This window comes from Citrobacter sp. wls710, assembly GCF_005281115.1.
Classification (GTDB): domain Bacteria; phylum Pseudomonadota; class Gammaproteobacteria; order Enterobacterales; family Enterobacteriaceae; genus Citrobacter; species Citrobacter werkmanii.
Genome location: NZ_SZXD01000024.1, coordinates 112552 through 138125, shown reverse-complemented (window position 1 = coordinate 138125; position 25574 = coordinate 112552). Strand labels below are relative to the sequence as shown.

Annotated in this window: 19 protein-coding genes; 2 read left to right on the top strand and 17 right to left on the bottom strand. The window is 52.4% G+C overall.

Annotation, left to right across the window (positions count from 1 at the left end; all coding sequences use genetic code 11):
• Nucleotides 1–214 precede the first annotated feature (214 nt).
• The 4 genes from mukB to cmoM are packed head-to-tail and all read right to left on the bottom strand — an operon-like array spanning nucleotide 215 to nucleotide 7478.
• Nucleotides 215–4675 (bottom strand): chromosome partition protein MukB, encoded by a 4461-nt coding sequence (gene mukB / locus FDX14_RS07750; protein ID WP_137349307.1) that lies wholly within the window; start codon nucleotides 4673–4675, stop codon nucleotides 215–217.
• A complete protein-coding gene (gene mukE, locus FDX14_RS07745; protein WP_042309434.1) occupies nucleotides 4675–5379 on the bottom strand; it encodes a chromosome partition protein MukE in 705 nt (234 codons plus the stop codon). The genes mukB and mukE overlap by 1 nt, the downstream gene beginning before the upstream one ends.
• On the bottom strand, nucleotides 5360–6682 hold the full coding sequence (mukF, locus tag FDX14_RS07740; RefSeq protein WP_137349306.1) for a chromosome partition protein MukF: 1323 nt from the start codon (nucleotides 6680–6682) through the stop codon (nucleotides 5360–5362). Before mukF ends, mukE begins: the two co-directional genes overlap by 20 nt.
• Entirely contained in the window at nucleotides 6675–7478 is an 804-nt protein-coding gene (cmoM, locus tag FDX14_RS07735; RefSeq protein ID WP_042309438.1) for a tRNA uridine 5-oxyacetic acid(34) methyltransferase CmoM, read from the bottom strand. The genes mukF and cmoM overlap by 8 nt, the downstream gene beginning before the upstream one ends.
• A 135-nt stretch (nucleotides 7479–7613) precedes the next feature.
• Here cmoM and elyC point away from each other — a divergent pair, with 135 nt between their 5' ends.
• Entirely contained in the window at nucleotides 7614–8378 is a 765-nt protein-coding gene (gene elyC / locus FDX14_RS07730; RefSeq protein WP_137349305.1) for an envelope biogenesis factor ElyC, read from the top strand.
• A 58-nt stretch (nucleotides 8379–8436) separates the two neighbouring features.
• Here the strand turns inward: elyC and FDX14_RS07725 are convergent, their stop codons facing one another.
• The 13 genes from FDX14_RS07725 to FDX14_RS07665 all read right to left on the bottom strand — a co-directional run bounded on the left by FDX14_RS07725 (nucleotide 8437) and on the right by FDX14_RS07665 (nucleotide 23407).
• Nucleotides 8437–9330 (bottom strand): YcbJ family phosphotransferase, encoded by an 894-nt coding sequence (locus FDX14_RS07725; RefSeq protein ID WP_038639330.1) that lies wholly within the window; start codon nucleotides 9328–9330, stop codon nucleotides 8437–8439.
• 165 nt (nucleotides 9331–9495) lie between these two features.
• A complete protein-coding gene (gene kdsB, locus FDX14_RS07720; RefSeq protein WP_042309444.1) occupies nucleotides 9496–10242 on the bottom strand; it encodes a 3-deoxy-manno-octulosonate cytidylyltransferase in 747 nt (248 codons plus the stop codon).
• Nucleotides 10239–10421: a protein YcaR gene (gene ycaR, locus FDX14_RS07715; RefSeq protein ID WP_003035793.1), complete on the bottom strand. Its 183-nt coding sequence runs from the start codon at nucleotides 10419–10421 to the stop codon at nucleotides 10239–10241. Before ycaR ends, kdsB begins: the two co-directional genes overlap by 4 nt.
• 51 nt (nucleotides 10422–10472) lie before the next feature.
• On the bottom strand, nucleotides 10473–11705 hold the full coding sequence (locus tag FDX14_RS07710) for a winged helix-turn-helix domain-containing protein (RefSeq protein WP_137349304.1): 1233 nt from the start codon (nucleotides 11703–11705) through the stop codon (nucleotides 10473–10475).
• A gap of 41 nt (nucleotides 11706–11746) precedes the next feature.
• Nucleotides 11747–12724 (bottom strand): tetraacyldisaccharide 4'-kinase, encoded by a 978-nt coding sequence (gene lpxK / locus FDX14_RS07705; protein ID WP_137349303.1) that lies wholly within the window; start codon nucleotides 12722–12724, stop codon nucleotides 11747–11749.
• A complete protein-coding gene (gene msbA, locus FDX14_RS07700; RefSeq protein WP_042309449.1) occupies nucleotides 12721–14469 on the bottom strand; it encodes a lipid A ABC transporter ATP-binding protein/permease MsbA in 1749 nt (582 codons plus the stop codon). Before msbA ends, lpxK begins: the two co-directional genes overlap by 4 nt.
• Before the next feature lie 36 nt (nucleotides 14470–14505).
• Nucleotides 14506–16770, bottom strand: coding sequence for a ComEC family protein (locus FDX14_RS07695; RefSeq protein WP_137349302.1), 2265 nt, complete (start codon nucleotides 16768–16770; stop codon nucleotides 14506–14508).
• A gap of 205 nt (nucleotides 16771–16975) precedes the next feature.
• Nucleotides 16976–17260: an integration host factor subunit beta gene (gene ihfB, locus FDX14_RS07690; RefSeq protein WP_003035780.1), complete on the bottom strand. Its 285-nt coding sequence runs from the start codon at nucleotides 17258–17260 to the stop codon at nucleotides 16976–16978.
• 159 nt (nucleotides 17261–17419) lie between these two features.
• Nucleotides 17420–19093 carry a 30S ribosomal protein S1 gene (rpsA, locus tag FDX14_RS07685; RefSeq protein WP_003035776.1) on the bottom strand — a complete coding sequence of 558 codons (1674 nt, stop codon included), beginning with the start codon at nucleotides 19091–19093 and terminating at the stop codon, nucleotides 17420–17422.
• 113 nt (nucleotides 19094–19206) lie between these two features.
• Nucleotides 19207–19890: a (d)CMP kinase gene (gene cmk, locus FDX14_RS07680; RefSeq protein WP_032939922.1), complete on the bottom strand. Its 684-nt coding sequence runs from the start codon at nucleotides 19888–19890 to the stop codon at nucleotides 19207–19209.
• A gap of 171 nt (nucleotides 19891–20061) precedes the next feature.
• On the bottom strand, nucleotides 20062–21345 hold the full coding sequence (aroA, locus tag FDX14_RS07675) for a 3-phosphoshikimate 1-carboxyvinyltransferase (protein ID WP_137349301.1): 1284 nt from the start codon (nucleotides 21343–21345) through the stop codon (nucleotides 20062–20064).
• Between the two features lie 68 nt (nucleotides 21346–21413).
• Entirely contained in the window at nucleotides 21414–22502 is a 1089-nt protein-coding gene (gene serC / locus FDX14_RS07670; RefSeq protein ID WP_137349300.1) for a 3-phosphoserine/phosphohydroxythreonine transaminase, read from the bottom strand.
• Between the two features lie 212 nt (nucleotides 22503–22714).
• A complete protein-coding gene (locus tag FDX14_RS07665) occupies nucleotides 22715–23407 on the bottom strand; it encodes a DUF421 domain-containing protein (RefSeq protein ID WP_038639302.1) in 693 nt (230 codons plus the stop codon).
• A 135-nt stretch (nucleotides 23408–23542) separates the two neighbouring features.
• Between FDX14_RS07665 and ycaO the strand changes: the two genes are divergently transcribed.
• Nucleotides 23543–25303: a 30S ribosomal protein S12 methylthiotransferase accessory factor YcaO gene (ycaO, locus tag FDX14_RS07660; protein WP_137349299.1), complete on the top strand. Its 1761-nt coding sequence runs from the start codon at nucleotides 23543–23545 to the stop codon at nucleotides 25301–25303.
• Nucleotides 25304–25574 lie beyond the last annotated feature (271 nt).

Sequence of the window (25574 nt, the reverse complement as noted above, 5' to 3'; positions counted from 1 at the left end):
TGCATTCCCCTTATGTTTTGCTGGGGTCGGACCTGTAAAACGCCAATACACGCTGAAGTATGACGAGCAAGCCTGCCACGAGTTAGGCTTACCTTTAGTATATAAACATCAAATAGTTTTTGCCTAACCTAATGTAAAGAAGTCTAAAGAAATTACACCAGGCATTATGTGCTTTTCAGAAAAGAAGAAGGCGGCTATTTAGCCGCCTTCTTACTTAGCTTGCCTGCGAGGAAGCGTCTTCCGTTCCTGGCAGTGGCTCAGGTAACTGCGGGGCAAACCCGCGCAGGCCCACCACGTGAACATGCTCGGTGTTCTGGAAGACTTTACGTACCAGTTTATAGGTGGTGCCTTTCTCCGGGCTGATGTTTTCCGGCGCAGCGATAATCAGTTGCATCTGCAAACGCTCGCACAGTTCAAACAGGGTCGCGATAGATCGGGCATCAAGTCGCGCAGCTTCATCAAGGAACAGCAGACGACAAGGCGAGATATCTTTACCGCGCAGTCTGCGACCTTCGTCTTCCCAGCTCTGCACAACCATCACCAGAATAGACATCCCGGTACCGATCGCCTCACCCGTTGACAGTGCGCCAGATTCAGCACGCAGCCAGCCGTCTGAACCACGGTTAACCTCGACTTCCATTTCCAGATAGTTACGGTAGTCCAGCAGCTCTTCACCAATGGTTTGCGGCGTGCGTTGCCCCATATCAATCTGCGGATTCAGACGCTGATACAGCTTCGCCAGCGCTTCAGAGAAGGTCAGACGGTTGCTGTTAAACAGATCCTGATGCTGTTCATGCTGCTCGGAAAGTACGTCCAGCAAGGTGGCGTGGGTTTCACGCACGTTGACGTTCAGACGAACGCTATTTACCTGGCCAAACGATACGCTTTGCAGACCCTGGTTCAACATACGGATACGGTTTTGTTCGCGCTGAATCGTCTTACGAATGATGTTCGCCACGCTGCGGGAGCTGATCGCCAGCTTCTGTTCACGCGAGGTTAATTCTTCCGTCAGACGGCTCAGTTCGATCTCCATCTGTTCAATCGCTTCCACCGGATCGTCGGTGCGAATAATATCCTGACGAATACGTTCACGCAGATGTTGATAAACCGCGACAAAGAACTGAATTTTACGTTCCGGGCGCTTCGGATCTTCAGACATGCGCAACACATCACGCAGGTGTTCGTTATCCGCCACCGCCAGACGCAGCGCGCCCAACGCCTTATCCGACATCGAACGCAGTTCATCGCCAGAAAGATACGCCAGCTCGCGACGATGCAGACGGCGTTCAACGCCATTGTCTTTCACCATGCGCATGACCGCACACCAGCCGGCTTTCGCGGTGACCACCTGTTCGCGCATCTCAAAATAATCGCGTTCCAGTTTGCGCAATTTGCGGGTCAGGTTATCCATCTCCGCTTCGCAGAAGGTCAGCGCTTTTTCCAGTTGGTTACGGCGCGCACGGTTGTTACTGAGCTGCGCATGCAGTTCATCACGACGGATACGGGCACGCTCTTCCGCGCCACTGTCAGCACGAACGCCGATATCCTGCAGTTCACGTTGTAAATCGTTGAGCAGTTCTTTTTTAGTGTCATAGGAGCTTTTCAGCGACGCCATGACCTGGTTGTACTGGCTTAACTGCGCGGCGTGGCTGCGCAGCGCTTCACGAGCGCGGGTACGTTCAGCTTCCGCCTGTTCCAGACGCTGGCGCAGTTTTTCGTTCAGATCGCTGTTTCCGCTCAGCATTTCGGCTGAATCGGAATAGCTAAAGTGCGCCCGGCGTTGTACGACCTCAGTCAGCGCAAACGCCTGCTGACGCGCATCACGCTGCATCTGCTGGGAATACGCGTAATCTTCCTTCAGTTGTTCAAACTGCTCAGGGTCATTTTGCAGAACCGAAACCATCGGTTCCAGTTTGGCTAACTGATTACCGTGCTGCTGCACAAAACGCGCCGCTTCCTGAGCTTCATCCAGACGCTCGCGAATTTCGTCCACGCGATCGGCCAGCGTGTCATCAGCCAGCAGATTCAAACGCGGCAGCAGGCGGTTCAGCGCAGAAACCCCCTCTTTCGCCTGTTCAAACTGCATACGGCTTTGCTGATTATCATTTTCATGATTGGTCAGCGCACGCTCCAGCTCAACGCGGCGGCTGTTCAACTGACGAATTTCCGCTTCTGGATCGGCTTCAAACGCCACCGACAAATGGCTGCCGATAAAGCGGCTGAACGCCTGATGCAGGCGCTGGGTTTTCTGGACGTCAAAAGAGAGCGTGGCAAAACGTTCAGACAGCCCTTCACGCTCGGCATGCAGGGTTTCGATACGGCTTTCGCGCGCCGCACGACCAAAAATCGGCACCGTCGGGAAGCGGGAATAACGCCACTGACGTTCGGCGGTTTTCACCACCACCGCTTTTTCCAGCTCATCAACGCTGAAAACGCTGTCATCAAACGACTGCGGATCCCCTTCGATAAAATAGAGATCTTCCGGACAATCCGTCAGGCCTTCAAGTTGTTCGGTAATCAGCGACAGATCCGGCACCACGATAGCATGGCGCGACGGACCGTACAGCGCGGAGAAGTACGGCGCATCTTCAAGGCTAACGTCGTCATAAATTTCTGACAGCAGCACGCCACCGAAGCGTTCCGCCAGCGCGTTCAGACGTTGATCTTCCGCCCCGCCGGGCTGACTTAAACGTTCAATTTCTTCATCAACCGCGTTTTTGCGCGCGCCAACTTCATCGCGCTCAACAATGGCCTCACGCTCGCGCTCCAGCAATTGCTGCAGATATTCGGTCACGTCCTGGCTTGAAGTAAACTCTTCGCCGCACTGTTCGCTAAGTTGATTCAGGCTATTTTGCGCGGCCAGCCAGACCGGTGCGCGTTTCATCAAATGCTGGATACGCGACTGCAGCTGTTCCTGTTCCTGACGCAGCGTCATTCGCTGTTCGCTGGCGGACGATACGCTGTCCGACAAAGCGGCGATGCGCGCTTCCAGCTCCTGGTGCAGCGCTTCCAGCTCATCGATATCGAACTGTTTACCCTGGCGTTTGCAGAATTCAGCCAGCAGTCGCTCGGCGTCCTGCTGTTCGCGCAGACGCTGTTCCAGCTCGCTGAGTCGCATACGCAACGGCTGAACCTGTTCCGCCAGGTGACGCTGCTCAACACCTTCCCGCAGCAGTTCACGCGCCACGCTCCAGGCCTCACCACGCGCCAGTGGGCCGTTGATCGCCGCCACCAGCTGATAAGCCTGTTCAAACTGACTGTGCGCGGTTTGCGCCACGCTCATTTTTTGTTCCAGCGTCAACAGTTTTTCTGTAGCTTCCTGCTCTTTGGCCTGGAAGGTTTCCAGCCATTCAGCAGCGCTGTCGGCTGTCAGATCCGGTAAGTGACACAGCTCTTTGGCCCGGCTTAACGCCTGAATTGCCTGGGCATACTGGATAGCTCGCGTTTGCTGGACATCCAGCGCCTGCTGGTAATCGGCAAGCTGACTTTTCAGCTCATCCACCTCCAGCTCAGCAGCTTCCGCGCGGGCTTCGTTTTCATCCTGGCGGTCAACGGCTTCCGCGACGACCTCATTTTGTTCTTCGAGACGGATCTGTAATTCCTCGAGATCCGCTTCATAGCGTTCAATTTTTTCTTGCTGACGCAGCGCGGTTTGCACCAGGTTGAGGTGATCGCTCGCCGCCTGGTAATCAGCTTCCAGATCGCCCTCCGCACCGTTGTGCTCGCCCAGCTCGCGTGCCATATCCACGTGCTTATACTGCTCAGCAGCCAACTGCTTGCGTGAGGTATGCAGTTCACGACGATATTCCAGCGCTTTATCCAGATGAATACGGCGCTCGTTGGCATGGCGCATATAATCTGCTGCCACGTAGTTGGTCGCTTCGCTGATCAAATGCTTAAACAGATCGCGGTCAGACTGGGTTACGCGAATCGCTTCCAGCGTCATGCGGTTTTCACGCAGCGCGGCTTCCATATCCTGGAACGCTTTGCGCACGCCACCGTTTTCTGGCAGCAGGTAATCACGCAGTGAGCGAGTAATGGCGCTGGAGATACCGCCATACAGCGAGGCTTCAATCAGACGATAGAATTTACTACGATCGGACGCAGAGCGCAGACGACGGGCAATGATGCCCAGATCGAACATCAGCGAGTGATAATCCGTTATCGAGTTGAACTGCTTAAACTGCACGCCTTCCATCTCATCAAGCTTCTCTTTCAGCTCAGGGAGAGACAGGACGCGCGCCTGGCGTTCATTCAGCGTTTCCGTAACCAACTGAGTGGGCTGCACCGACATCGGTAGCCCCTGAATGGCAAACGGCTTGATATCCACTTTACGATCGCGACCGGCAACCTGTTGCAGACGAACGCCGACAACCACGCGCTGATGGCGGGAGTTGAGGACGTCAAGCATTGAGTAACAGACACCCGCTTTGAGCTTACCGTGCAGACCTTTGTCACGTGAACCGCTGGTCGCACCGGCTTCGGTGGTATTACGGAAATGCAGCAGGGTTAAATCCGGGATGAGCGCCGTAACAAATGCCGCCATGGTCGTGGATTTACCCGCACCGTTACCACCGGACAGCGTGGTAACCAGTTCATCCAGGTCGAACGTACGGGCAAAAAAACCATTCCAGTTAATCAGCGTAAGTGAGCGAAATTTACCGCGTTCAATCATTATTCTTCTTCTCCACTGTCCGGCTGATTCTCTTCGGGCTCATCGTTAAGCTGCAGGCGGTTTTCGACCGGCATCGCTTCGCCATCACGAATTAAGCGACGCTGGGCTTCACGCGGATCGTCACCGCTGCGCACGTCCGCGCCAAAGCGGAAGACCGATTCCGTAATACGGAATTTGCTGCTGTCGTGGCCCAGAAACCACACCATGCCTAAGCGACGCAGACGGTTTAGCGAAGAACGTACCTTTTCCTGTAGCTTCTGACGGTCAACGTCCGAACCGGTTGAACGATTGTTCACCAGCTTCAGCAGTTTCGCTTCGTCCGCCAGCGTCAACAGCTCGTCGTACAACTCTTGTTGGGTAAAAATCCCTTCATTCGCCAGGCGTTCCGGGCTGAGATAGAGATAGCAAAGAATTTTACCCACCATCATATCCAGTTCGGACAGAACCGAACGCGGAATGAGCGTCGTTGAACGCGGGCGAAGATAGAAGAACCCTTCCGGCGCGCGGATCAGTTCCACGTTATAGCGGCTGTAAAATTCTTCAAAATACTCCTGAAAATCCATCAGGAAGGCATGATTATCCAGTTCATCCAGGCCGATATGTCGGCCCGAACGTAAGGCGCTATCCAGCGCCGGAAATAACGGATTCGCCAGCGCCTGCGCCAGCTTTACCGGCATCACTTGTTCAATATTTGTCAATGACATGCGCCTGTACCTTGGCTCCGTAATCATTAATCGGCTGCCATTTAGCTGGCAGTCCGGTGAAATCTGCTTGCGCTACGCCAAGACGTACCGCCTGATCGATAACAATACGCGCGACGTCGAAGTGACGCGCACGTGGATATTGCGCCAGATACTCGCGCACTACCAAACCGAGATCCAGTGGCGTTTGTCTGGATTTGTAGATAGCCAACTGTTCTTCGATGATCGCCGCCAGTTGCTCACGGATCTCGTTAAACTCTTCATATTCCAGATCTGTCGGAAGTTCACCGGTGACCTCTTCGTCACGCAGGACCATCTCTTCATCACGCATATCGAGCAGACGGTCGGCATTGGCATAAGTCAGCGCCCACGGATCGTCAAAATAAGTCTGCACGGACTGGCGCAAACGCTGGGCAAAGACGCGGTTTTTATCCATATCAATCGCGGTACGGATAAACTTATGCACGTGACGATCGTAACCGATCCACAAATCAATAGACTGCTGACCCCAACTGATAATGCGGTCGAGTTTGCTTTGTAAGTCAAACACCAGCCTGTCGACAAAATGCAAATCGTCATGCGTCATCGTGGCATCCTGGATGCGTAACAAGTTTGCCTGTAGCTTATCCCCCGCCGCTTCCAACGTATCCTGCAGTTCGCGCAGCGTCCCGGAAGTTTCAGAAAGCAGCAGTTCACAGCTGGAAATCGCCGCCCGCCAGTCTTTGTTCAGCAACTGCGCTATATCGTCTTTCACCTGCTGCTGCTGTTCATCCATGATGCGCTGGGTGAGATCGATACTGTCAAAAATCTCCGCCACCGAATATTTCAATGCCGCATATACATTGCGATGCCAGTGAAACTCATCACCACCTTCCGCCGCCGCATCCGCCGCGCGCTTCAATTCACCGGCCACAATCGACAACTGCATAGAAAGACGCAGTGTAGAGAATTCGCGTTGACGAATATAATAATCGGTGATGCCAATGCCGAGCGGCGTCAAACGATAAATCGCGTTTCCTTCTGCCTGCTCGCTGGTAAAGCGGTTCAGCAGACGTTGACGCACCATATCGTTGATCGCGTTGTTCGCGCGTACACCAATGGTTTCGCTGGTTTGCTCAAACGCATCACTCACATGGCGGAACGCATCCACCAGCTCACCTTCACTCATCTCGCCGTCAAGTCGCTCGCCGTTCAGAGTGGCGACCGCCAGCAGGAACGAAAGTCTGTCTACCGGCAGAGAGATGGAGAAGTCATTTTTTCTGGCCCAGGCAACCAGTTCGGGGACTGTCTGGGAAAATTCACTCATAGGTTATCCTTGCATCTGCGGCTCGGGCCGGACTTTTAATCGCGGTGACATGAATATAGCGCCCAAGGCTGATATACGGTTCCTGGCGGCAATAGCGCGTTTCTAACTCAAGTAACATTTCGTAGTCGTCATGCTGTTTATGCTTATCCCGCAGATAATCATGAAACACACGGACGCCTGTTTTACTCGTTATCTGCCAACCGATCTCTTCCAGCCACTGGTAAACCTGCCCCGGATCGCGTGGGTAGTCCGGTGAAAGCGTACGCTTTTTACGTTTCGGCATCCCCACCTGCACATAGTCAAAGTTCCCTGCGACCATGTTATGCATCAACAGACCGTTAGCATTGTAGAACATTAACGACAGCGCGCCGCCGGGACGCAATACTGACCACAGCGTCTGTAATACGCTGACGGGATCCGTCACCCATTCCAGCACAGCATGAAACAATATCAGATCAACCGGGGTTTCCAAATGCGCAGTAACGTCCTGAGCGGCGCATTGTATAAAATGCATGTTTCCGCTCACACCTTTTGCCTCTGCCGCCTGTTTCGCTCGGGCGATCATTTCGCCTGACAGATCGCATAATGTCACGAAGTGCCCACGTTGTGCCATCTTGATGGCCGTTTGCCCTTCACCACCGCCGGCATCCAGAATGTGCAATTTTTGCTCACCGAATGTCGCTAATAATCGATCCAAATCCTGCCAAAGGATAGCCTGTCTTAATTGACCTTTGGTGGTGCCGTAAATGTTACGGGAAAACTTCTCTGCAATGTCATCAAAATTGCGATCCCGCATCGGGCTCTCCACATGCTGGCTTTAGGGTGACTAAGTAAAACCGCTATTTTGTCACACCCACGCCGAGAATGAACCTTCCTGGTGTAATATCCCTGCAGATCCCCTGCTGTATGGTTAAAAAAGGAACCAAAAAGGATGCTTTTTACGCTGAAGAAAGTGATTGGCGGTATGATGCTGCCGCTTCCGCTGATGCTAACGATGATGGGTATTGGCCTGGCGCTGGTCTGGTTTAGCCGCTTTCAAAAAACAGGGAAAGTGTGTATCAGCCTGAGTTGGCTGGCGCTATTACTCCTGAGCTTGCAACCCGTCGCCGACAGCTTGCTGAAACCTATTGAGGATAGCTATCCCACCTGGCAGGATACGCAAAAAGTAGAATATGTTGTGGTGCTGGGCGGAGGATATACCTGGAACCCACAGTGGGCGCCGAGCTCAAACCTGATTAGCAATAGCCTTCCACGCCTGAATGAAGGTATTCGCCTATGGCGCGCGAATCCAGGGTCGAAGCTTATCTTTACCGGTGCCGCCGCAAAAACGAATAACGTTAGTACCGCGGAAGCCGGCGCCCGCGTAGCACAGTCGCTGGGGGTGCCGCCGGGTGACATCATCACGCTGGATCACCCCAAAGATACTGAAGAAGAAGCAGTGGCAGTAAAGCAGGCCATCGGCAACGCGCCGTTTCTGCTGGTGACCTCCGCGTCGCACTTACCGCGTGCCATGATTTTCTTCCAGCAGGCCGGGCTACACCCGCTGCCAGCACCTGCCAATCAGTTAGCGATTGATTCCCCGCTTAATCCATGGGAGCGGGCAATTCCCTCGCCCGTCTGGTTAATGCACAGCGATCGTGTCGGATACGAAACGCTGGGACGCATCTGGCAGTGGCTGAAAGGAAAGGAACATTGACAGAAATGTTGCCTCTTATCAGGCCTACAGATTCAGCGCAGAATTCCAGGCCGGATAGTCAGGCGAGCCACGGCAGCAGTGATTTTGTCGCCAGATCAAAGTTGGAACGATTAAAGCGTCCGGTATTGACCAGTTGCGCCACCTCATCCCATAACACATACAACCAGCGCCGCCAGATGAATGACTCCGCCACTGGCGCGCGTTGCAGATATTGCCAAAGCAGGCTTTCCGCCAGCGCATTGTCCATTAAGCGGAACAATTCATATTCTCTTGGCGCCCATAGCATCAAGCCCGGTCCCACCATCGCCAGGAGCTGATCGCTACGAGCATCTTTGAGCATGCTGCGTAAACTGAAATTGCCGTGGATCAGCACGCAGTTATCATTAAATCCGGCAAATAAATCGGGTAAACATTCACGGGTACGGAACAGAATCCGCTTGTCCTGCATCGTCAGCCCAGTATTGTTGAACTGATTCAACGTGCTCCACAATACCTCGACACGCTGGCGATACCAGGACGGCCAGATGTTCTCTTGCGTGTTATCCACCGCACCCACGCAGCCGCGGCTATCCTGCCGATGCCATGACAGCAAACCTTCTACGATTTGATCTTTTAAATGTTCCCAGCGCTCGGGCGTTCGGGCAGGCGCTTCCACCGGCACGCCACGTAAACGCTCAAGCAGGAGCACATCAGGACCGGGATGCTCCTCATGCGTTAAGACGCCATAAATGACCGGCATACGTACCGTGCCACTGCGCGCCAGCATAGAGGTTTTCCATGCCAGCTGCTGCGCCATCCCCGGCGTGGTGAAACTTCTCGCCATCAGCGGCATCGGATTACCCTGACTGTCGTACAGTGACCACAAGGCGGTATCCACTTTCTCATTCACGCATTCAATACGACTGAGTTTTTCACCCAGCAGATGGCTGAGTTCGGCACGCAACTGTTCCATTTCAGATTGCCCTCATAAAAGCTACTGCTTTCATAATGAGCGTCGCGCAGACAGATGTCACCCGGATGAGATCAATTGATGAAAAGAAAAGCACAGGGAAAACGTAACGATACGACACTCCTCCCAAAAATAGGCGGTATTATGGGTGGAGTGCCATGAGAAAAACTAACGCATTTCAGCGCGAACGCGTTCAAGATCCTCAGCAGTGTCTACGCCAGTACCCGGTACTTCTTTAGCGACGGCCACGTGAATTTTTTCGCCGTACCACAGCACACGCAGTTGCTCCAGCATTTCAATATGCTCAAGCGGGCTGGGCTGCCAGTTAACATAGCGGCGAATAAAACCTGCGCGATAACCGTAAATCCCCAGATGACGCAGGAAAGTATCGCCTACCGTTTCCAGGCTTTTGGCAAAACGGTCACGATCCCAGGGGATGGTTGCGCGTGAAAAATAGAGCGCATAGCCTTCGTTGTCCAGAACGACTTTAACCGCATTCGGATTAAATGCTTCTTCCGCACTATGAATGGGAGCCGCAAGGGTCGCCATGCCAACCTGGCGTTGCGCCAGATTTTCGGCCACCTGACGAATAATGACCGCTGGGATCATCGGCTCATCACCCTGAACGTTCACAATAACGGTATCATCGCTAAAGCCACATTTCTCGACGACTTCCGCCAGACGCTCGGTACCAGACTGGTGATCGGCCCGGGTCATGCAAACTTCCCCTCCTACCGCTTCTACCGCACGAGCGACATCTTCATGATCGGTGGCAACGATAATGCGCTCAGCGCCGGATTCACGCGCACGCTCCAGCACGTGCACGATCATCGGCTTGCCGTTGATATCCAGCAACGGCTTGCCCGGCAAACGTGTAGATGCATAACGCGCAGGAATAATGACCACAAAACTCATGATTTACTCTCATCCGCAGTCAGAACGCGGGCTTCAGTTTCCAGTAAAACGGGAATGCCATCACGCAGTGGGAAAGCAAGGTTATCCAGTTTACAAATCAGTTCCTGTTTTTCCTGGTTAAACCAGAGTTTGCCATTGCATACCGGGCAGGCAATGATTTCAAGCAGACGATGATCCATAGTTCCTCCAGATGGACCGGATTGTGAATCCGTAAATATTAACATAATCGCTTAACGGGCTGGGGCTATTTCCCAACCATGACGTACGCCAGCAAATAAACCTTCAGGGTAGCGCCCCAGCGTCACGCGCGTTGCCTGCTGCCAGCGGGCAAAATCATCAATCGCCTGGAACAACCCTTTTTGCAAAGTAACGCCAGGTTTGACCCCATCCTGTAACCATAGCGAAATCACCTCCAGCACACCTGTTTTACGGTGCATTTTGGCATCCATCCGCCCCACTAACTGTCCACGATGCAGCAACGGCAGGACAAAATAACCGTACTGACGTTTCGCTGCTGGCGTATAACATTCCAGCCGATAGCTAAAATCGAATAGCTGCTCTGCCCGTTTGCGATCCCAGACCACCGGATCAAACGGTGATAAAACCGTGCTATGCGTTGCCGTTAATTTCCCCGCCAGTGCCTGCTCAAGCTGCGGTTGAAGATCGCTATGCAACCACAGGGTTCCCAGCCCTTCAACGTCGACAGGAATAATTTGTTGCTGTTCCTTGCGCACATCACACCAGTATTTTAACCCCGGGCGCTTCAGGCGATAGTAGTCTGCCAGCCACTGTTCGCGAAAAATCCCCAGACTACGGGCGCTGTTATCCAGCATGATAATTTCGGCTTCCTCTTGTGAAAGCCTGTCACGTTCATCATCCCAGTGCGGCATGACGCGATGGGTTAAATCATAGACTCGCTGGAAATTACGCCGCTCCACCACCATCACTTTCCCGGCAGTAAACAGTCCTTCAAGGTGTCGCTTATGCGGCTTCCATTCCCACCAGCCGTTGGCTCCCTTACGGGGATGTTCAAAATCGACTGAGCGTACCGGCCCGTTATGGTGGATATGTTGGAGCAACTGCTCAATCTCATGGGCATGTTCTGTCATCCACGCCGCTTTATATTTCCAGCCCATTTTCTCCGGCGCCAGCATGCGGTGGCGTATCAGCATAAAGTCACTGCGCGGCATAAAGCAGGCCTCGTGCGCCCAGTACTCCATCAGTTCACCCTGCCGTAACGAGTCATCCAGCCATTGCGGGGAATAATCACCTAAACGACTGAACAGCACCAGGTAAGGACTGCGCGCCACAATATTAATGGTATCGATTTGCAATAAAGACATGCGCGAAATGGTGGCAAGAATATCGGCAGGAGATGCCCGGCGGCGTGTTTTTTTCAGCAGCCCTTGGGCGGCAAGATGAAGATGGCGAGCATCCGTCAGAGAAAGGTGCGGCAACGACATTTATGACCTCATAAATGATTCGCTGCCGCAGCTTGAATCCGTTAGCGAGTCAGCGAGATTAAGCTATCCAGCAACATATCAGGCCGTTCGCCTGACAAATGTGCGTCCACGGGTAAATACCACCAGTTATCATCAGCAAATGCGCGGCATTTAACCGCATCTTTTTCCGTCATCACCAGCGTTTGCCCTGCGTCTGAAAACGCACTGACGTCACTGTAGGTCAGAGATTGATGATCTGCCAGCGCAATACATTTTTGTGGTTTGGCTCCGCACGCTTCAAGCGTGGCAAAAAAACGGGGCGGATGGCCAATACCCGCCATGGCGACAATATTGGTTAGTTGCGCCACATCACGGCGTTCACCCGTGCGTAAATTAACGGCCAGCCCGGGTTCAAGTCGCATGGGAATCTCCCCCGGCTGTGGACTGCCACCGTTAACGATTGTCGCATCCACCGATTTAAGCCGACCTGCGCGTTCCCGCATGGGACCGGCCGGAAGCCACCAGCCATTGCCAAACCGACGTTCGCCGTCAATCACCACGATTTCAACATCTCGCGCCAGACGATAATGCTGTAGACCATCGTCCGTCACAATAATCTGCACATCATGATGCGCCAAAATCGCTTTTACCGCATCTGCTCTGTTCGGAGAAACAGCTACCGGCACGCCGGTGCGCTGGTAGATGAGCACAGGTTCATCGCCCGCTTCTGCAGTTGTGGTATCAGCGGTCAGTAACAGCGGGTAAGCCGCGGCTTTTCCACCATAACCACGAGAAACCACGCCCACGCGGATACCTCGTTGTTGTAGTCGTTCAACCAGCCAAATCACCACCGGCGTTTTACCGTTCCCGCCTGCGGTAAGATTTCCCACTACGACAACGGGTACTGGCGCGCGCCATGCGCGCTTGAGCCCAAGTTTGTAGCATAAGCGGATCCCCCCACTCACCAGACCATACAGCCAGGAGAGTGGAAGTAATAAGCGCCACAGCGGCGATTCACCAGACCAGATACGTGCGATCATTGACCAAATTGCATTTTGTGTAATTGCGCATACACGCCGCGTTGCTCAATCAGCTCGTTATGGGTTCCGCGCTCAACAATCACCCCGTCTTCCACCACGATGATTTCGTCCGCCTGCTCAATGGTAGAAAGACGGTGTGCAATGACCAGAGAAGTACGGTTTTTCTGTAGCTCATCCAGTGCAGCCTGAATCGCGCGTTCAGATTCAGTATCAAGAGCCGACGTAGCTTCATCAAGGATCAGGATCGGACTGTCACGCAGTAAGGCACGGGCGATAGCGATACGTTGACGCTGTCCGCCGGAAAGCAATACGCCGTTTTCACCAATCACCGTATCCAGACCATTATCCATCTTATTGATGAAATCCATGGCATAGGCCATCTGCGCCGCTTTTTCAATCTGCTCACGGCTGTATAAATCGGTACGCGCGTAGGCGATGTTATTCGCGACCGTATCGTTAAACAGGTGCACATTCTGCGAAACCAAAGCAACCTGATCGCGCAGGGATGCCAGGGTATATTCGCGCAGATCGTGTCCATCCATCAGAATCTGCCCTTCATCGATATCGTAGAAGCGCGTGATCAGACTGGCGATGGTAGATTTACCTGAACCCGAACGACCAACCAGAGCGACGGTTTTACCCGCCGGAATATTCAGGTTGATGTTACGCAGCGCAGGGACTTCACGTCCCGGATAAGTAAAGGTCACATTGCGGAATTCCAGATCGCCGGTAGCGCGTTCGATAACGCGTTTACCTTCGTCTTTCTCCTGTTCGCTATCCAGAATCGTGAATAAGGTCTGGCATGCCGCCATACCACGCTGGAACTGCGCGTTGACGTTAGTTAGCGATTTCAACGGACGCATCAGCGCGATCATTGACGAGAAGACAACGGTAATGGTCCCTGCCGTCAGGTTTTCCATGACGCTTGGGAAACTGGCTGCATATAACACGAAGGCCAGAGCCAGAGACGCAATCAACTGGATGATAGGATCGGAGATCGAAGAGGCGGAAACCATCTTCATACCCTGTAAACGCATCTTGTTGCTGACTTTATCAAAGCGTTTAGTTTCGACTTCCTGCCCACCAAAAATCAGAACTTCTTTGTGGCCTTTCAGCATCTGCTCCGCACTGGTCGTAACCTGCCCCATGGTGTTTTGCATGTTTTTACTGATGCTACGAAAGCGCTTAGAAACCACACGAATCGCCACTGATACAATTGGCGCCAGTACTATCAGAATCAATGACAGCTGCCAGCTGTAATAGAACATCATGATGAACAGGCCAATAATTGAGGCCCCTTCACGTACCACGGTGATCAGCGCGCCGGAAGACGATGACGCTACCTGCTCTGAATCATAGGTAATACGTGACAGCAACGTACCTGTAGACTGTTTATCGAAAAAGGAGACTGGCATGCCCATCATGTGACCAAACAGGCGACGGCGCATGGTCATAACCACTTTGCCCGACACCCATGAGATACAATAGCTGGAGACATAGCTGGTTAAACCACGAACTATCATCAGCCCAATGACCACCAGCGGCATCCACAGCAGCACCGAGCGGTCAGTTTTACCAAAACCATCATCCAGTAATGGCTTGAGGAGCGATAACATGAAGGTATCGCTGGCCGCGTTAAGGACTAACGCTATACCCGCCACGATCAGACCCGATTTAAAAGGCGCTATGGTTGGCCATAGTCGGCGAAACGTCTGCCACGTAGAGAGATCTTTATCGTTATGCATTCAAAAAACCAGCATTTGTTAGAATAGCCGCATATTCTACCCGTTATCCTCCGACACGCCAAACCACTGATGATACCAACGGGGTAAAATCTGATCCCGCATGCTGCGCATTTGCCAGGTTTGTGGGTAAAAATCCAGCGTAATCTGCCCCTGATGTGGCGTGTCCAGCCATTGATAATCTTGTTGCCGATAGCGCCGCTTCACCTTCCAGGATGGCAGTCGCCAGGCATTGTAACGGGATGCCGAGGCCAACGCCGCCTGTCCGCCAACACGCTGAATCAGCGCCAGTGATGACGAAGTATTGCTGCCATGGTGTGGAACCTGCATGACAGTTGACTGCAGATGAGACCAGTAGTGACTTAGCATTTTTTGTTCAGCGGGAGACTCAATATCACCGGTCAGAAGAATACTCTGGTATCCGTCATCGACTTTAACCACGCAGGATTGGTTATTCCCCCGCGCTTTATTTCCGCGCAGGGGCCAGTGTGCACTGAACGTTAATCCTTGCCATTGCCAGCGTTCCCCGCGAAAACACGGAAGATGACCTTTCCAGCCTAGTGGGCTTCTTATCCATAAGAATGGCCATGCTTGTTGCAGCGAGCGCAACCCTCCCCGATGATCCATATGCTCGTGACTTAAAATTATCCCTTCTGGCTTGAGGTTGTGCCAGCGTAACCAGGGAATGATCAATTGCTGCGCGCTATCTCCCTCAGGCCATGCCAGCCCCGTATCATATAGAATTGCTTTCCCATTGCGGGCGATCACCATCGCCAGTCCCTGCCCGACGTCCAGCATATGCACTTGCCATGCATCCGTGCGTGGCGCCCGCCAGAGCGGTTCACTCAGCAAAAATAGCACTGTGAAACAAAGCATCGGTAGAGTACGCCAGGCATTCAGTCGCCATGCGATGAGCATCAGCCCAGGTGCCAATGCAAGCCATTGCCAGCGAGCATCTATATTGATCCAGCCTTGAGGCAGAGCATTAAGTCCCCAAAATAACAGCGCCAGAGAGCGATCGGCTAAATAACACAGTCCCGATTCCAGCCCTCCCAGACTGGTTAAATGCACCAGCATGCCGGCTAATATCAGCGGTACGGAAACAAACGTGACCAGCGGTACGGCAAATAAATTAGCCACCAATGAAGTCAGGCTGATGCCGTGAAACATCGAAATTTGCACAGGCAGAAGCAGAATCGTGATCCCCAGTTGCAGATGCGCGAGGGCCAGCAGTATGCGTCCAATGCGAGAGAGAGACCAGGCAGGTAAAGGTACCCACTGATACCAGAATATCAGCGCCGCGACGGCAAAAGCAGATAACCACAGACTCTGTGACAGAATAGCGAGAGGATCCGCCACCACGATGGCTGCGAGACAACAGACCCAGACCGACCATCCGCTCCACTGCCTGCCGCTTAGCTTCAGCGCCCCCCAGACCATCAGCGCGACAATCGTGCGCAATGCAGGAGGCTGAAGCCCCGTTAACCAGGCATAGAATGTCGCACAGATAATCCCGCCAACCAACGGAACCTGCCAGCAAATCCATTTGGTTGGCATAAAAAATTGTCCACCGCGAATCAGCCCTCCCGCCAGAAGTGCGGCAAACGCAATATGCAGCCCGGAGATAGCCATCAAATGCGCTGTGCCGGTATCACGCATAATGGCTTTTACCTCTTGTGACACGGACAGGCGCTCCCCCATACCCAGCCCCAGAATGACCTGCTGCCAGGGATAGTTGGCGAGCTGGATTTTCAACGAAGAGAGATACTTCGAACGTAAGCTACATTGTGGCGCGATGACCGAAGCCTGCAAGAACCGTCCCGTCAGCGGCTGATGCTGTGCTAACGCATAACGTTGACTGTCAAATCCCCCCTCGTTCAATTGGCCGTGTACGGCGCGAACTTTCAGCGTCATCGCCCATGTCTGGCCCGCGCAAACGTCGCCGGGCAGGTACTGCCCATACAGAACAATTCCTTGCGCAGGAAAGATTCGCCGCCCCTGCAGGTGCGTGATCTGACCATAGTGCGTGGTCATATTGTCGGTTCCGGTTATGCGCACAATTGCCTGCTGGTTTTTAGCAGGAAGCGTATTACCCGCCCAAAGTGCATCTTTCGCCGCCATTATTCCCCAAAGAAAAAACAGCAGGGTCAACCCGGCGAAACGCATATGTTTGTGGGGAAAAAGGCAGAGCAGACATGCCAGACAAAATACAACGCTGATGCTCAGCATCTCAGGTAGCGCGGGTAATAGCATCAGAGGAAGAATGCCGCACAATGCACACGTACTCACCGTTGTTATTTTCATCAATACCTCCCTGTTGCGGGGAGTGTGTAGTAATACTCAACGGTTGTCTGGCGACAATTTACTGTTATACGGCACGCGTTCCGCTGATCTTTGGCGGCGGATGTAACATGCGAATTAATTGGGATGGGGATTCCAGTATGGGCCTGCAGAAATGAAAAAAGCACCCATGCAGGTGCTTTCCTCGGCGTTAAGTCTCGCTAAAAACTTAACCGTAAATATTGGCGCGATCGCGCAGTTCTTTACCTGGTTTAAAGTGCGGAACGTATTTCCCTTCCAGATCCACTTTATCGCCGGTCTTCGGATTACGTCCGGTGCGAGGTGCGCGGTAATGCAAAGAGAAGCTGCCGAAACCGCGGATTTCAATACGCTCGCCCTGCGCAAGAGTCGAGGCCATATGTTCCAGCATCTCTTTTACTGCATCTTCAACCGCTTTCGCGGGAATATGAGGTTGCTGGGTTGCAAGTCTTTCAATCAATTCTGACTTGGTCATGATTCCTCCGGTTCCTTAAAGGCATAATTAGCTGCTGCATTGATTAAGGGCGGCCGTAGCCGCCCTTTGTCATTGATTACAGGACGAATCCTGTAATCTGTCAAGCTACTCGTCACCCTTTGTGCTGTTAACGGCACAAAGGATTTAGAGAACTTGATATTACTCGCCTTTAGCTGCTTTGAAAGCTTCAGCCATTGCGTTGTTAGAGAAGTTTGCATCTTCCTGTTTGTTAACAGTTGCGATTGCATCTTTCTCATCAGCTTCGTCTTTAGCACGAACAGACAGGCTGATTGCACGGTTCTTACGATCAACGCCGGTGAATTTAGCTTCAACGTCGTCGCCTACGCTCAGAACCAGAGTTGCATCTTCAACGCGGTCACGGGAAGCTTCAGAAGCGCGCAGGTAACCTTCAACGCCGTCAGCCAGTTCTACGGTTGCGCCTTTAGCGTCAACTGCAGTGACTTTACCGTTTACGATTGCGCCTTTCTTGTTCAGTGCAACCCAGTTGTTGAACGGATCTTCTGCGAGCTGTTTAACGCCCAGAGAGATACGCTCACGCTCTGCGTCAACCTGCAGAACAACTGCTGCGATTTCGTCGCCTTTTTTGTATTCACGAACTGCTTCTTCGCCTGCAACGTTCCAGGAGATGTCAGACAGGTGAACCAAGCCGTCGATGCCGCCGTCCAGGCCGATGAAGATACCGAAGTCAGTGATAGACTTGATTTTACCTTCAACACGGTCGCCCTTGTTGTGGGTTTCCGCGAACTGCTGCCATGGGTTGTTTTTGCACTGCTTCAGACCCAGGGAGATACGACGACGTTCTTCGTCGATATCCAGAACCATAACTTCCACTACATCGCCAACGTTAACAACTTTGGACGGGTGGATGTTTTTGTTGGTCCAATCCATTTCGGAAACGTGAACCAGGCCTTCAACGCCTTCTTCGATTTCAACGAAGCAGCCGTAGTCGGTCAGGTTGGTCACGCGACCAGTCAGTTTGGTACCTTCCGGATAACGCTTAGCGATAGCTACCCATGGATCTTCGCCCAGCTGTTTCAGGCCCAGAGATACACGAGTACGCTCGCGGTCGAACTTCAGCACTTTAACAGTGATTTCGTCGCCAACGTTTACGATTTCGCTCGGATGCTTAACGCGTTTCCATGCCATGTCGGTGATGTGCAGCAGGCCGTCAACGCCACCCAGATCAACGAATGCACCGTAGTCAGTGAGGTTCTTAACGATACCTTTAACTTCCATGCCTTCCTGCAGGTTTTCCAGCAGCTGATCGCGTTCTGCGCTGTTTTCGGATTCGATAACGGCACGACGGGAAACAACAACGTTGTTACGCTTCTGATCCAGCTTGATGACTTTGAACTCAAGCTCTTTGCCTTCCAGGTGCAGCGTGTCGCGGACCGGACGAACGTCTACCAGGGAACCCGGCAGGAACGCGCGAATACCATTCAGCTCAACAGTGAAGCCACCCTTGACTTTGCCATTGATAACACCAGTAACGGTTGCAGCTTCTTCGTAAGCTTTTTCCAGCGTGATCCAAGCTTCGTGACGTTTAGCTTTCTCACGGGACAGCAGGGTTTCACCGAAGCCGTCTTCTACTGCATCCAGAGCAACGTCAACTTCGTCACCAACCTGGATTTCCAGCTCGCCCTGGGCGTTTTTGAACTGCTCTGCCGGAATGGCGGACTCAGATTTCAGACCAGCGTCAACCAGTACTACGTCTTTGTCGATAGCAACAACAACACCACGAACGATGGAACCCGGACGGGTTTCGATTTCTTTTAAGGATTCTTCAAACAGTTGAGCAAAAGATTCAGTCATGTTTAATCTTCAGGTTTCATATTTAACGTCCACCTGGCTCCATGCCGGATGGGGTTGTTTAACATACCCGCTGTCAGTCCATTGCAACGGGGGTACTGCAAATTCGGTCGCACTTAAGCGAGTGCCAGTTTTTGGCGCGCATATTGTAACGCTTTTTCAATCACTTGCTCAATGCTTAATCGGGTTGAATCCAAAACTAAAGCATCAGCAGCGGGAACCAGCGGCGCTACAGCACGGTTACGATCGCGGTAATCGCGTTCCTCGATCTCGGCCAAAAGGCGTTCAAAGTTAACACTAAAGCCCTTCTCCTGCAACTGTAGCATACGTCTATGCGCACGTTCGTGCGAGGAGGCGTCCAGAAAAATTTTCACCGGCGCATCCGGGAACACGACGGTTCCCATATCGCGTCCGTCGGCAATCAGTCCAGGTGCTTCGCGAAACGCGCGTTGACGACGTAAAAGCGCTTCGCGCACGCGGGGAAAAGCAGCCACCTGGGATGCGGCATTCGCCACTTCCTGAGTGCGGATTTCGCCACTAACATCTTCACCTTCCAGAATGACTTCCAGGTTGCCGTCCGTTGAGATAAAACGCACATCCAGGTGTGAGGCAAGCGGTACCAGAGCATCTTCAGAGGTGACATCGACATGGTGATGTAACGCTGCGAGCGCCAGTACGCGATAGATCGCGCCTGAATCTAACAGATGCCACTGCAATGCTTCCGCCATTGCCTTGCACAAGGTGCCTTTACCTGCACCGCTTGGGCCATCAATGGTAATAACCGGGGCAATTGCCGTCATCTTTTTCTCCTTAAACGGGCATACGTTAACGTGAACGCCGCGCATTATACGCGCCAACGACAACGATCGTTATCTTTGTGTGAAAAATGCAGAATCATTGAAGCTGAGTGTAGAAGAAATAGACAATCGGAGATGGCAGAATGTGCCGCACCGGGTAGTGCGGCAATAAAATCAGGCAGGTGTACTAATACGCGCCAACTGTTCGAAATAATCCGGGAAAGTTTTGGCGGTACATTTGGGGTCAAGAATGGTCACAGGGGTATCAGACAGCGCCACCAGCGAGAAACACATCGCCATACGGTGATCGTTATAGGTTGCGATATCCGCAAACTTCAGCGTCGCTGGTGGTGTGATGCGGATGAAGTCATGCCCCTCTTCAACTTCCGCGCCCACTTTGCGTAATTCCGTCGCCATCGCAAACAGACGGTCGGTCTCTTTGACGCGCCAGTTGTAGATGTTGCGTAGGGTGGTGGTGCCTTTAGCAAACAGCGCGGCCGTGGCAATAGTCATCGCCGCGTCGGGAATATGGTTCATATCCATATCCACTGCGTTCAGTTCGCCGTGAGTACAGGCAATAAAATCATCACCCCAGGTAATGGTCGCGCCCATTTTCTCCAGTACATCAGCAAAGCGAATATCGCCCTGCATACTGTTGCGGCCAATCCCGGTGACTTTAACCGTGCCGCCTTTAATGGCGCCCGCCGCGAGGAAGTATGAAGCAGAAGAAGCATCGCCCTCAACCAGATAGGCGCCCGGAGACTGATACTGCTGCTGCCCCTGCACGACAAAGCGCTGGTAGTTCTGATTCCCAATTTCAACACCAAACGTCTTCATCAGATTCAAGGTGATATCAATATAAGGTTTAGATACCAGCTCGCCTTTAATGGCGATCGTTGTATCCTGCGGCGCCAGCGGTGCAGTCATCAGTAGCGCAGTGAGGAACTGGCTGGATACGCTGCCGTCTACCTCAACTTGCCCGCCGGAGAAGCCCCCGTGCAAACGAAGCGGCGGATAGTTTTCCTGTTCCAGGTACTCAATGTTGGCTCCCCCCTGGCGCAGCGCATCAACCAGATGGCCAATCGGGCGCTCCTTCATGCGCGGTTCGCCTGTCAACACGATGTCATTGCTGCCAAGGCACAGCGCAGCGGCCAGCGGACGCATTGCGGTTCCGGCATTGCCAAGAAACAGTTCCACTGCCCTTTCGGCATGTAATGCGCCGCCGTTGCCGATAATCTCGCAGCGGGTACGATCGGCGGAAAGGGTATAGCTAATCCCTAACGCATTGATTGCATTGAGCATATGACGGACATCGTCGCTGTCCAGCAGGTTGGTCAGAACAGTGGTGCCATTTGCTAATGCGGCCAGCAGCAAAGCGCGGTTAGAAACACTTTTGGATCCAGGCAGATTGATGGTGCCATCCACCCGCGCAATGGGTTGTAACGTCAGGGATTCCATGAAACTCAACTCTCAAAACAGATATAAAAACCCCACAGACGGGCTGTGGGGATGAAAAGTACAGCAGATTAACCGCGGCGGCGTTCGAAATCGACCATGAAATCGGTCAGTGCTTTTACGCCTTCAAGCGGCATCGCATTATAGATGGACGCACGCATACCGCCGACCACACGATGGCCTTTCAGCGCATGCAGACCCGCAGCGAAAGACTCCTCCAGGAAGAGTTTATCCAGGGCGCTGTCAGCCAGTTGGAACGGGACGTTCATACGTGAACGGTTCGACTTCGCGACATCGTTACGATAGAAGTCGCTGTTGTCGATCACGCCATACAACAGCTCTGCTTTTTGCTGGTTAATTTTATCCATCGCACTAACACCGCCCTGCTCTTTCAGCCACTTAAAGACCAGACCAGACAGATACCAGGCAAAGGTTGGCGGCGTGTTGAACATGGAGTCGTTGTCATTTAGCACGGTATAGTCAAGGATTGACGGGCATGAAACATGCGCTTTACCCAGCAGATCTTCGCGTACAATGACAATCGTCAGTCCCGCAGGACCAATGTTTTTCTGCGCCCCGGCATAGATTACGCCATAGCGGCTAACATCAAGCGGCGCGGAGAGGATGGTAGAAGAGAGATCCGCCGTAACCACCACATTGCTGGCAAAGTTCGGCGTTTCATCAATCGCAATGCCATCGATGGTTTCATTCGGGCAATAGTGCAGGTACGCGGCGTTGTCAGAAAGCTGCCATTCGCTCATTGGCTTAACAGCGCGCAGACCGTCAACGGTGACTTTGGCATCGATAACGTTTGGCGTGCAGTACTTTTTCGCTTCTTTAATCGCACTGGCAGCCCAGTAACCGGCATCGACGTAATCCGCCGTCGTTTTATCACCGAGAATATTTAACGGGATACCGGCGAATTGTCCACGGCCACCGCCATGACAGAACAACACTTTATAGTTGGAGGGGATGCTGAGAAGATCGCGAAAATCCTGCTCTGCTTCCTCTGCAACCTGGATAAACTCTTTACCCCGGTGGCTAATTTCCATTACCGACGTGCCAAGACCGTTCCAGTCGCGAAGATCCTGTTGAGCCAGTTTAAGTACTTCCGCCGGTAGCATTGCCGGACCTGAACTAAAATTGAAGACCTGAGCCATTTCCCCTCACCACGTTGTGTTGTTATCCAATCAACATCCTGTCATTGACGATAATCCGGTGACAGACATTGGTATAAGTTATTCCTGTGGATATCGGTTTTATCATTCAGTGACACGCGCCGCAATGGGTAAAACTGGCTGGGGTAAAAATGAGTCATCGATCACACAACAGAATCTATCGGATTGACGGACAAAAACCGATATTTTCGCTGTCAGGTGACCCGTTTTGCCCGACTGGCCTTCGACCATTCTGGATTTGCGCAGCGCGGACATAATTGATGATCCCCCGCGCTCATTTGCACCACTTCACTACACCGTACACATGCATAGTCGCCTGTTTCAGGCACCACCTTAAATCGCTGTGTACAATGTTTAGGCAGGATACTGAGTCCCGGTTTTACGTCTTCATCGGCAAAGAAGTAAACGCTGATCTGCCCATTCGTCTCCAGAATAGCGAGTTTCACCTGCCCCAGTTGCTCTACGCCGTTCAAACGCAGCTCCATAAAGAATTCGAATTCCGTCATATTGGCGCGATTAAGCTTTGACCATGACAATTCACCGTCTTCAATGATGACCACTGGCTTGCCTTCCAGTAGATCTTCCAGCTTTTCGCTGTGTGACATCAGCCACATGACAAGACGATAAAGCAGCGCCAGGGTAATAAAAACCACCAGCACCGGAATCATCGGCACATCGTCATAAAACGCAACATCGCCCGCCGCAGAGCCCAGCGTAAGAATAATCAGCACTTCAAAAAGCGACATCTGCCGTACGCCACGCCGCCCTGTAAGCTTTAAAAACAGAAAAACCAATATAAAGGTATAGAGACTGCGCAGCGCAACCTCACCAAGAAACTCCATTGGCACCTTATCCAGTGCCATACGCTGTAAATCGAATGCTTTCATTTTGTGCTCTTAACATTGTTGACTGTGTGAAAGCATAGCCAATAGTTTTATTTACGCCTGGGCTCCGGCGGCGATAGCGCCGTTCATTGAAAACCCGTATCATTGCGCGCTTTCCGTACGACAAAAGTGATTTTCATGACGCAAACATTTATTCCCGGCAAAGATGCCGCTCTGGAAGACTCCATCGCTCGCTTCCAGCAAAAATTACTCGACCTTGGTTTTCAGATTGAAGAAGCCTCATGGTTGAACCCTGTGCCTAACGTTTGGTCTGTGCATATTCGCGACAAAGAATGCGCGCTATGCTTTACCAATGGTAAAGGCGCGACGAAAAAAGCGGCGCTGGCCTCCGCGCTGGGTGAATATTTTGAGCGTCTGTCTACGAACTACTTCTTTGCGGATTTCTGGCTGGGTGAAACCATCGCCAACGGCCCGTTCGTGCATTATCCGAACGAAAAATGGTTCCCACTGACGGAAGACGACGACGTGCCGGAAGGTCTGCTGGATGCGCGTCTGCGCGCGTTTTACGATCCAGAGAACGAATTGACCGGAAGCATGCTTATCGATCTGCAATCCGGTAATGAAGATCGTGGCGTCTGCGGCCTGCCGTTTACCCGTCAGTCTGATAACCAGACCGTCTATATCCCGATGAATATTATCGGCAACCTGTACGTTTCTAACGGTATGTCTGCGGGTAACACGCCTAACGAAGCGCGCGTTCAGGGTCTGTCTGAAGTCTTTGAACGTTATGTGAAGAACCGCATTATCGCGGAAAGCATTAGCCTGCCGGAAATCCCGGCCGAGGTGATGGCGCGCTACCCGGCGGTAGTGGAGTCCATCGCCAAACTGGAAGCGGAAGGTTTCCCGATTTTCGCCTACGATGGCTCGCTGGGCGGCAAGTACCCGGTGATTTGCGTTGTCCTGTTCAACCCTGCCAACGGTACCTGCTTTGCGTCCTTCGGCGCGCACCCGGATTTCGGCGTTGCGCTGGAGCGTACCGTTACCGAACTGCTGCAGGGTCGTGGTCTGAAAGATCTTGATGTCTTCACCCCGCCGACCTTCGACGATGAAGAAGTGGCTGAACACACTAACCTTGAAACCCACTTCATTGATTCCAGCGGTCTGATCTCCTGGGATCTGTTCAAGCAGGATGCTGATTATCCGTTCGTTGACTGGAATTTCTCCGGCACTACGGAAGAAGAGTTCGCCACCCTGATGGCCATCTTCAAGCAAGAAGATAAAGAAGTGTATATCGCCGACTACGAACATCTGGGGGTATATGCCTGCCGCACTATCGTTCCGGGCATGTCTGACATCTATCCGGCTGAAGATCTGTGGTTAGCCAACAACGCAATGGGTGCCCATCTGCGCGAAACAATCCTCTCTCTGCCTGGCAGTGAGTGGGATAAAGAAGACTATCTCAATCTGCTCGAGCAACTGGATGAAGAAGGTTTTGACGACTTCACCCGCGTACGCGAACTGCTTGGTCTGGCGACCGGTGCAGATAACGGTTGGTACACCCTGCGCATTGGCGAGCTTAAAGTGATGCTGGCGCTGGCCGGTGGTGACCTGGAGCAAGCGCTGGTATGGACAGAATGGACGATGGAATTCAACGCCTCCGTGTTTAGCGCTGAACGTGCAAACTATTACCGTTGCCTGCAAACGCTGCTGCTATTGTCGCAGGAAGAGGAGCGTCAGCCGCTGCAATATCTGAACGCGTTTGTCCGCATGTACGGCGCCGATGCGGTTGAAGCGGCAAGTGCGGCATTGAGTGGTGAAGCCGCATTTTATGGTCTTCAGCCAGTAGACAGCGATCTGCACGCGTTCCCGGCGCATCAGTCTCTGCTGAAAGCCTATGAAAAACTGCAGCGCGCGAAAGCAGCACACTGGTCAAAATAGTGCCAAACAGCCTGCGTTAAGTAGGCTAAATGTATTGTCTGGGCTATATTACGGGGCGCTTTAAGCGCCCTGTTTTTTATTTTGGTCAAATCAAAAAATAAATGTAAAAGCAAGGTTAAATATTAGTAGTTGATATTAAAAAAAATAGCTTATTAATGTGGCTTTTCATCTCAATTACTCCATATTAATTAACCGTCCAACAGGAGGCTGAAAGAAAAAATTCAACTCACTTTATAATTTTTAAAATTTATTTTTATTTGGATAATCAACA

What these genes read in the sequence shown, in the direction of transcription:
- mukB (WP_137349307.1), bottom strand. Translation starts at nt 4,675, where the DNA reads ATGATTGAACGCGGTAAATTTCGCTCACTTACGCTGATTAACTGGAAT.
- mukE (WP_042309434.1), bottom strand. Translation starts at nt 5,379, where the DNA reads ATGTCATTGACAAATATTGAACAAGTGATGCCGGTAAAGCTGGCGCAG.
- mukF (WP_137349306.1), bottom strand. Translation starts at nt 6,682, where the DNA reads ATGAGTGAATTTTCCCAGACAGTCCCCGAACTGGTTGCCTGGGCCAGA.
- cmoM (WP_042309438.1), bottom strand. Translation starts at nt 7,478, where the DNA reads ATGCGGGATCGCAATTTTGATGACATTGCAGAGAAGTTTTCCCGTAAC.
- elyC (WP_137349305.1), top strand. Translation starts at nt 7,614, where the DNA reads ATGCTTTTTACGCTGAAGAAAGTGATTGGCGGTATGATGCTGCCGCTT.
- FDX14_RS07725 (WP_038639330.1), bottom strand. Translation starts at nt 9,330, where the DNA reads ATGGAACAGTTGCGTGCCGAACTCAGCCATCTGCTGGGTGAAAAACTC.
- kdsB (WP_042309444.1), bottom strand. Translation starts at nt 10,242, where the DNA reads ATGAGTTTTGTGGTCATTATTCCTGCGCGTTATGCATCTACACGTTTG.
- ycaR (WP_003035793.1), bottom strand. Translation starts at nt 10,421, where the DNA reads ATGGATCATCGTCTGCTTGAAATCATTGCCTGCCCGGTATGCAATGGC.
- FDX14_RS07710 (WP_137349304.1), bottom strand. Translation starts at nt 11,705, where the DNA reads ATGTCGTTGCCGCACCTTTCTCTGACGGATGCTCGCCATCTTCATCTT.
- lpxK (WP_137349303.1), bottom strand. Translation starts at nt 12,724, where the DNA reads ATGATCGCACGTATCTGGTCTGGTGAATCGCCGCTGTGGCGCTTATTA.
- msbA (WP_042309449.1), bottom strand. Translation starts at nt 14,469, where the DNA reads ATGCATAACGATAAAGATCTCTCTACGTGGCAGACGTTTCGCCGACTA.
- FDX14_RS07695 (WP_137349302.1), bottom strand. Translation starts at nt 16,770, where the DNA reads ATGAAAATAACAACGGTGAGTACGTGTGCATTGTGCGGCATTCTTCCT.
- ihfB (WP_003035780.1), bottom strand. Translation starts at nt 17,260, where the DNA reads ATGACCAAGTCAGAATTGATTGAAAGACTTGCAACCCAGCAACCTCAT.
- rpsA (WP_003035776.1), bottom strand. Translation starts at nt 19,093, where the DNA reads ATGACTGAATCTTTTGCTCAACTGTTTGAAGAATCCTTAAAAGAAATC.
- cmk (WP_032939922.1), bottom strand. Translation starts at nt 19,890, where the DNA reads ATGACGGCAATTGCCCCGGTTATTACCATTGATGGCCCAAGCGGTGCA.
- aroA (WP_137349301.1), bottom strand. Translation starts at nt 21,345, where the DNA reads ATGGAATCCCTGACGTTACAACCCATTGCGCGGGTGGATGGCACCATC.
- serC (WP_137349300.1), bottom strand. Translation starts at nt 22,502, where the DNA reads ATGGCTCAGGTCTTCAATTTTAGTTCAGGTCCGGCAATGCTACCGGCG.
- FDX14_RS07665 (WP_038639302.1), bottom strand. Translation starts at nt 23,407, where the DNA reads ATGAAAGCATTCGATTTACAGCGTATGGCACTGGATAAGGTGCCAATG.
- ycaO (WP_137349299.1), top strand. Translation starts at nt 23,543, where the DNA reads ATGACGCAAACATTTATTCCCGGCAAAGATGCCGCTCTGGAAGACTCC.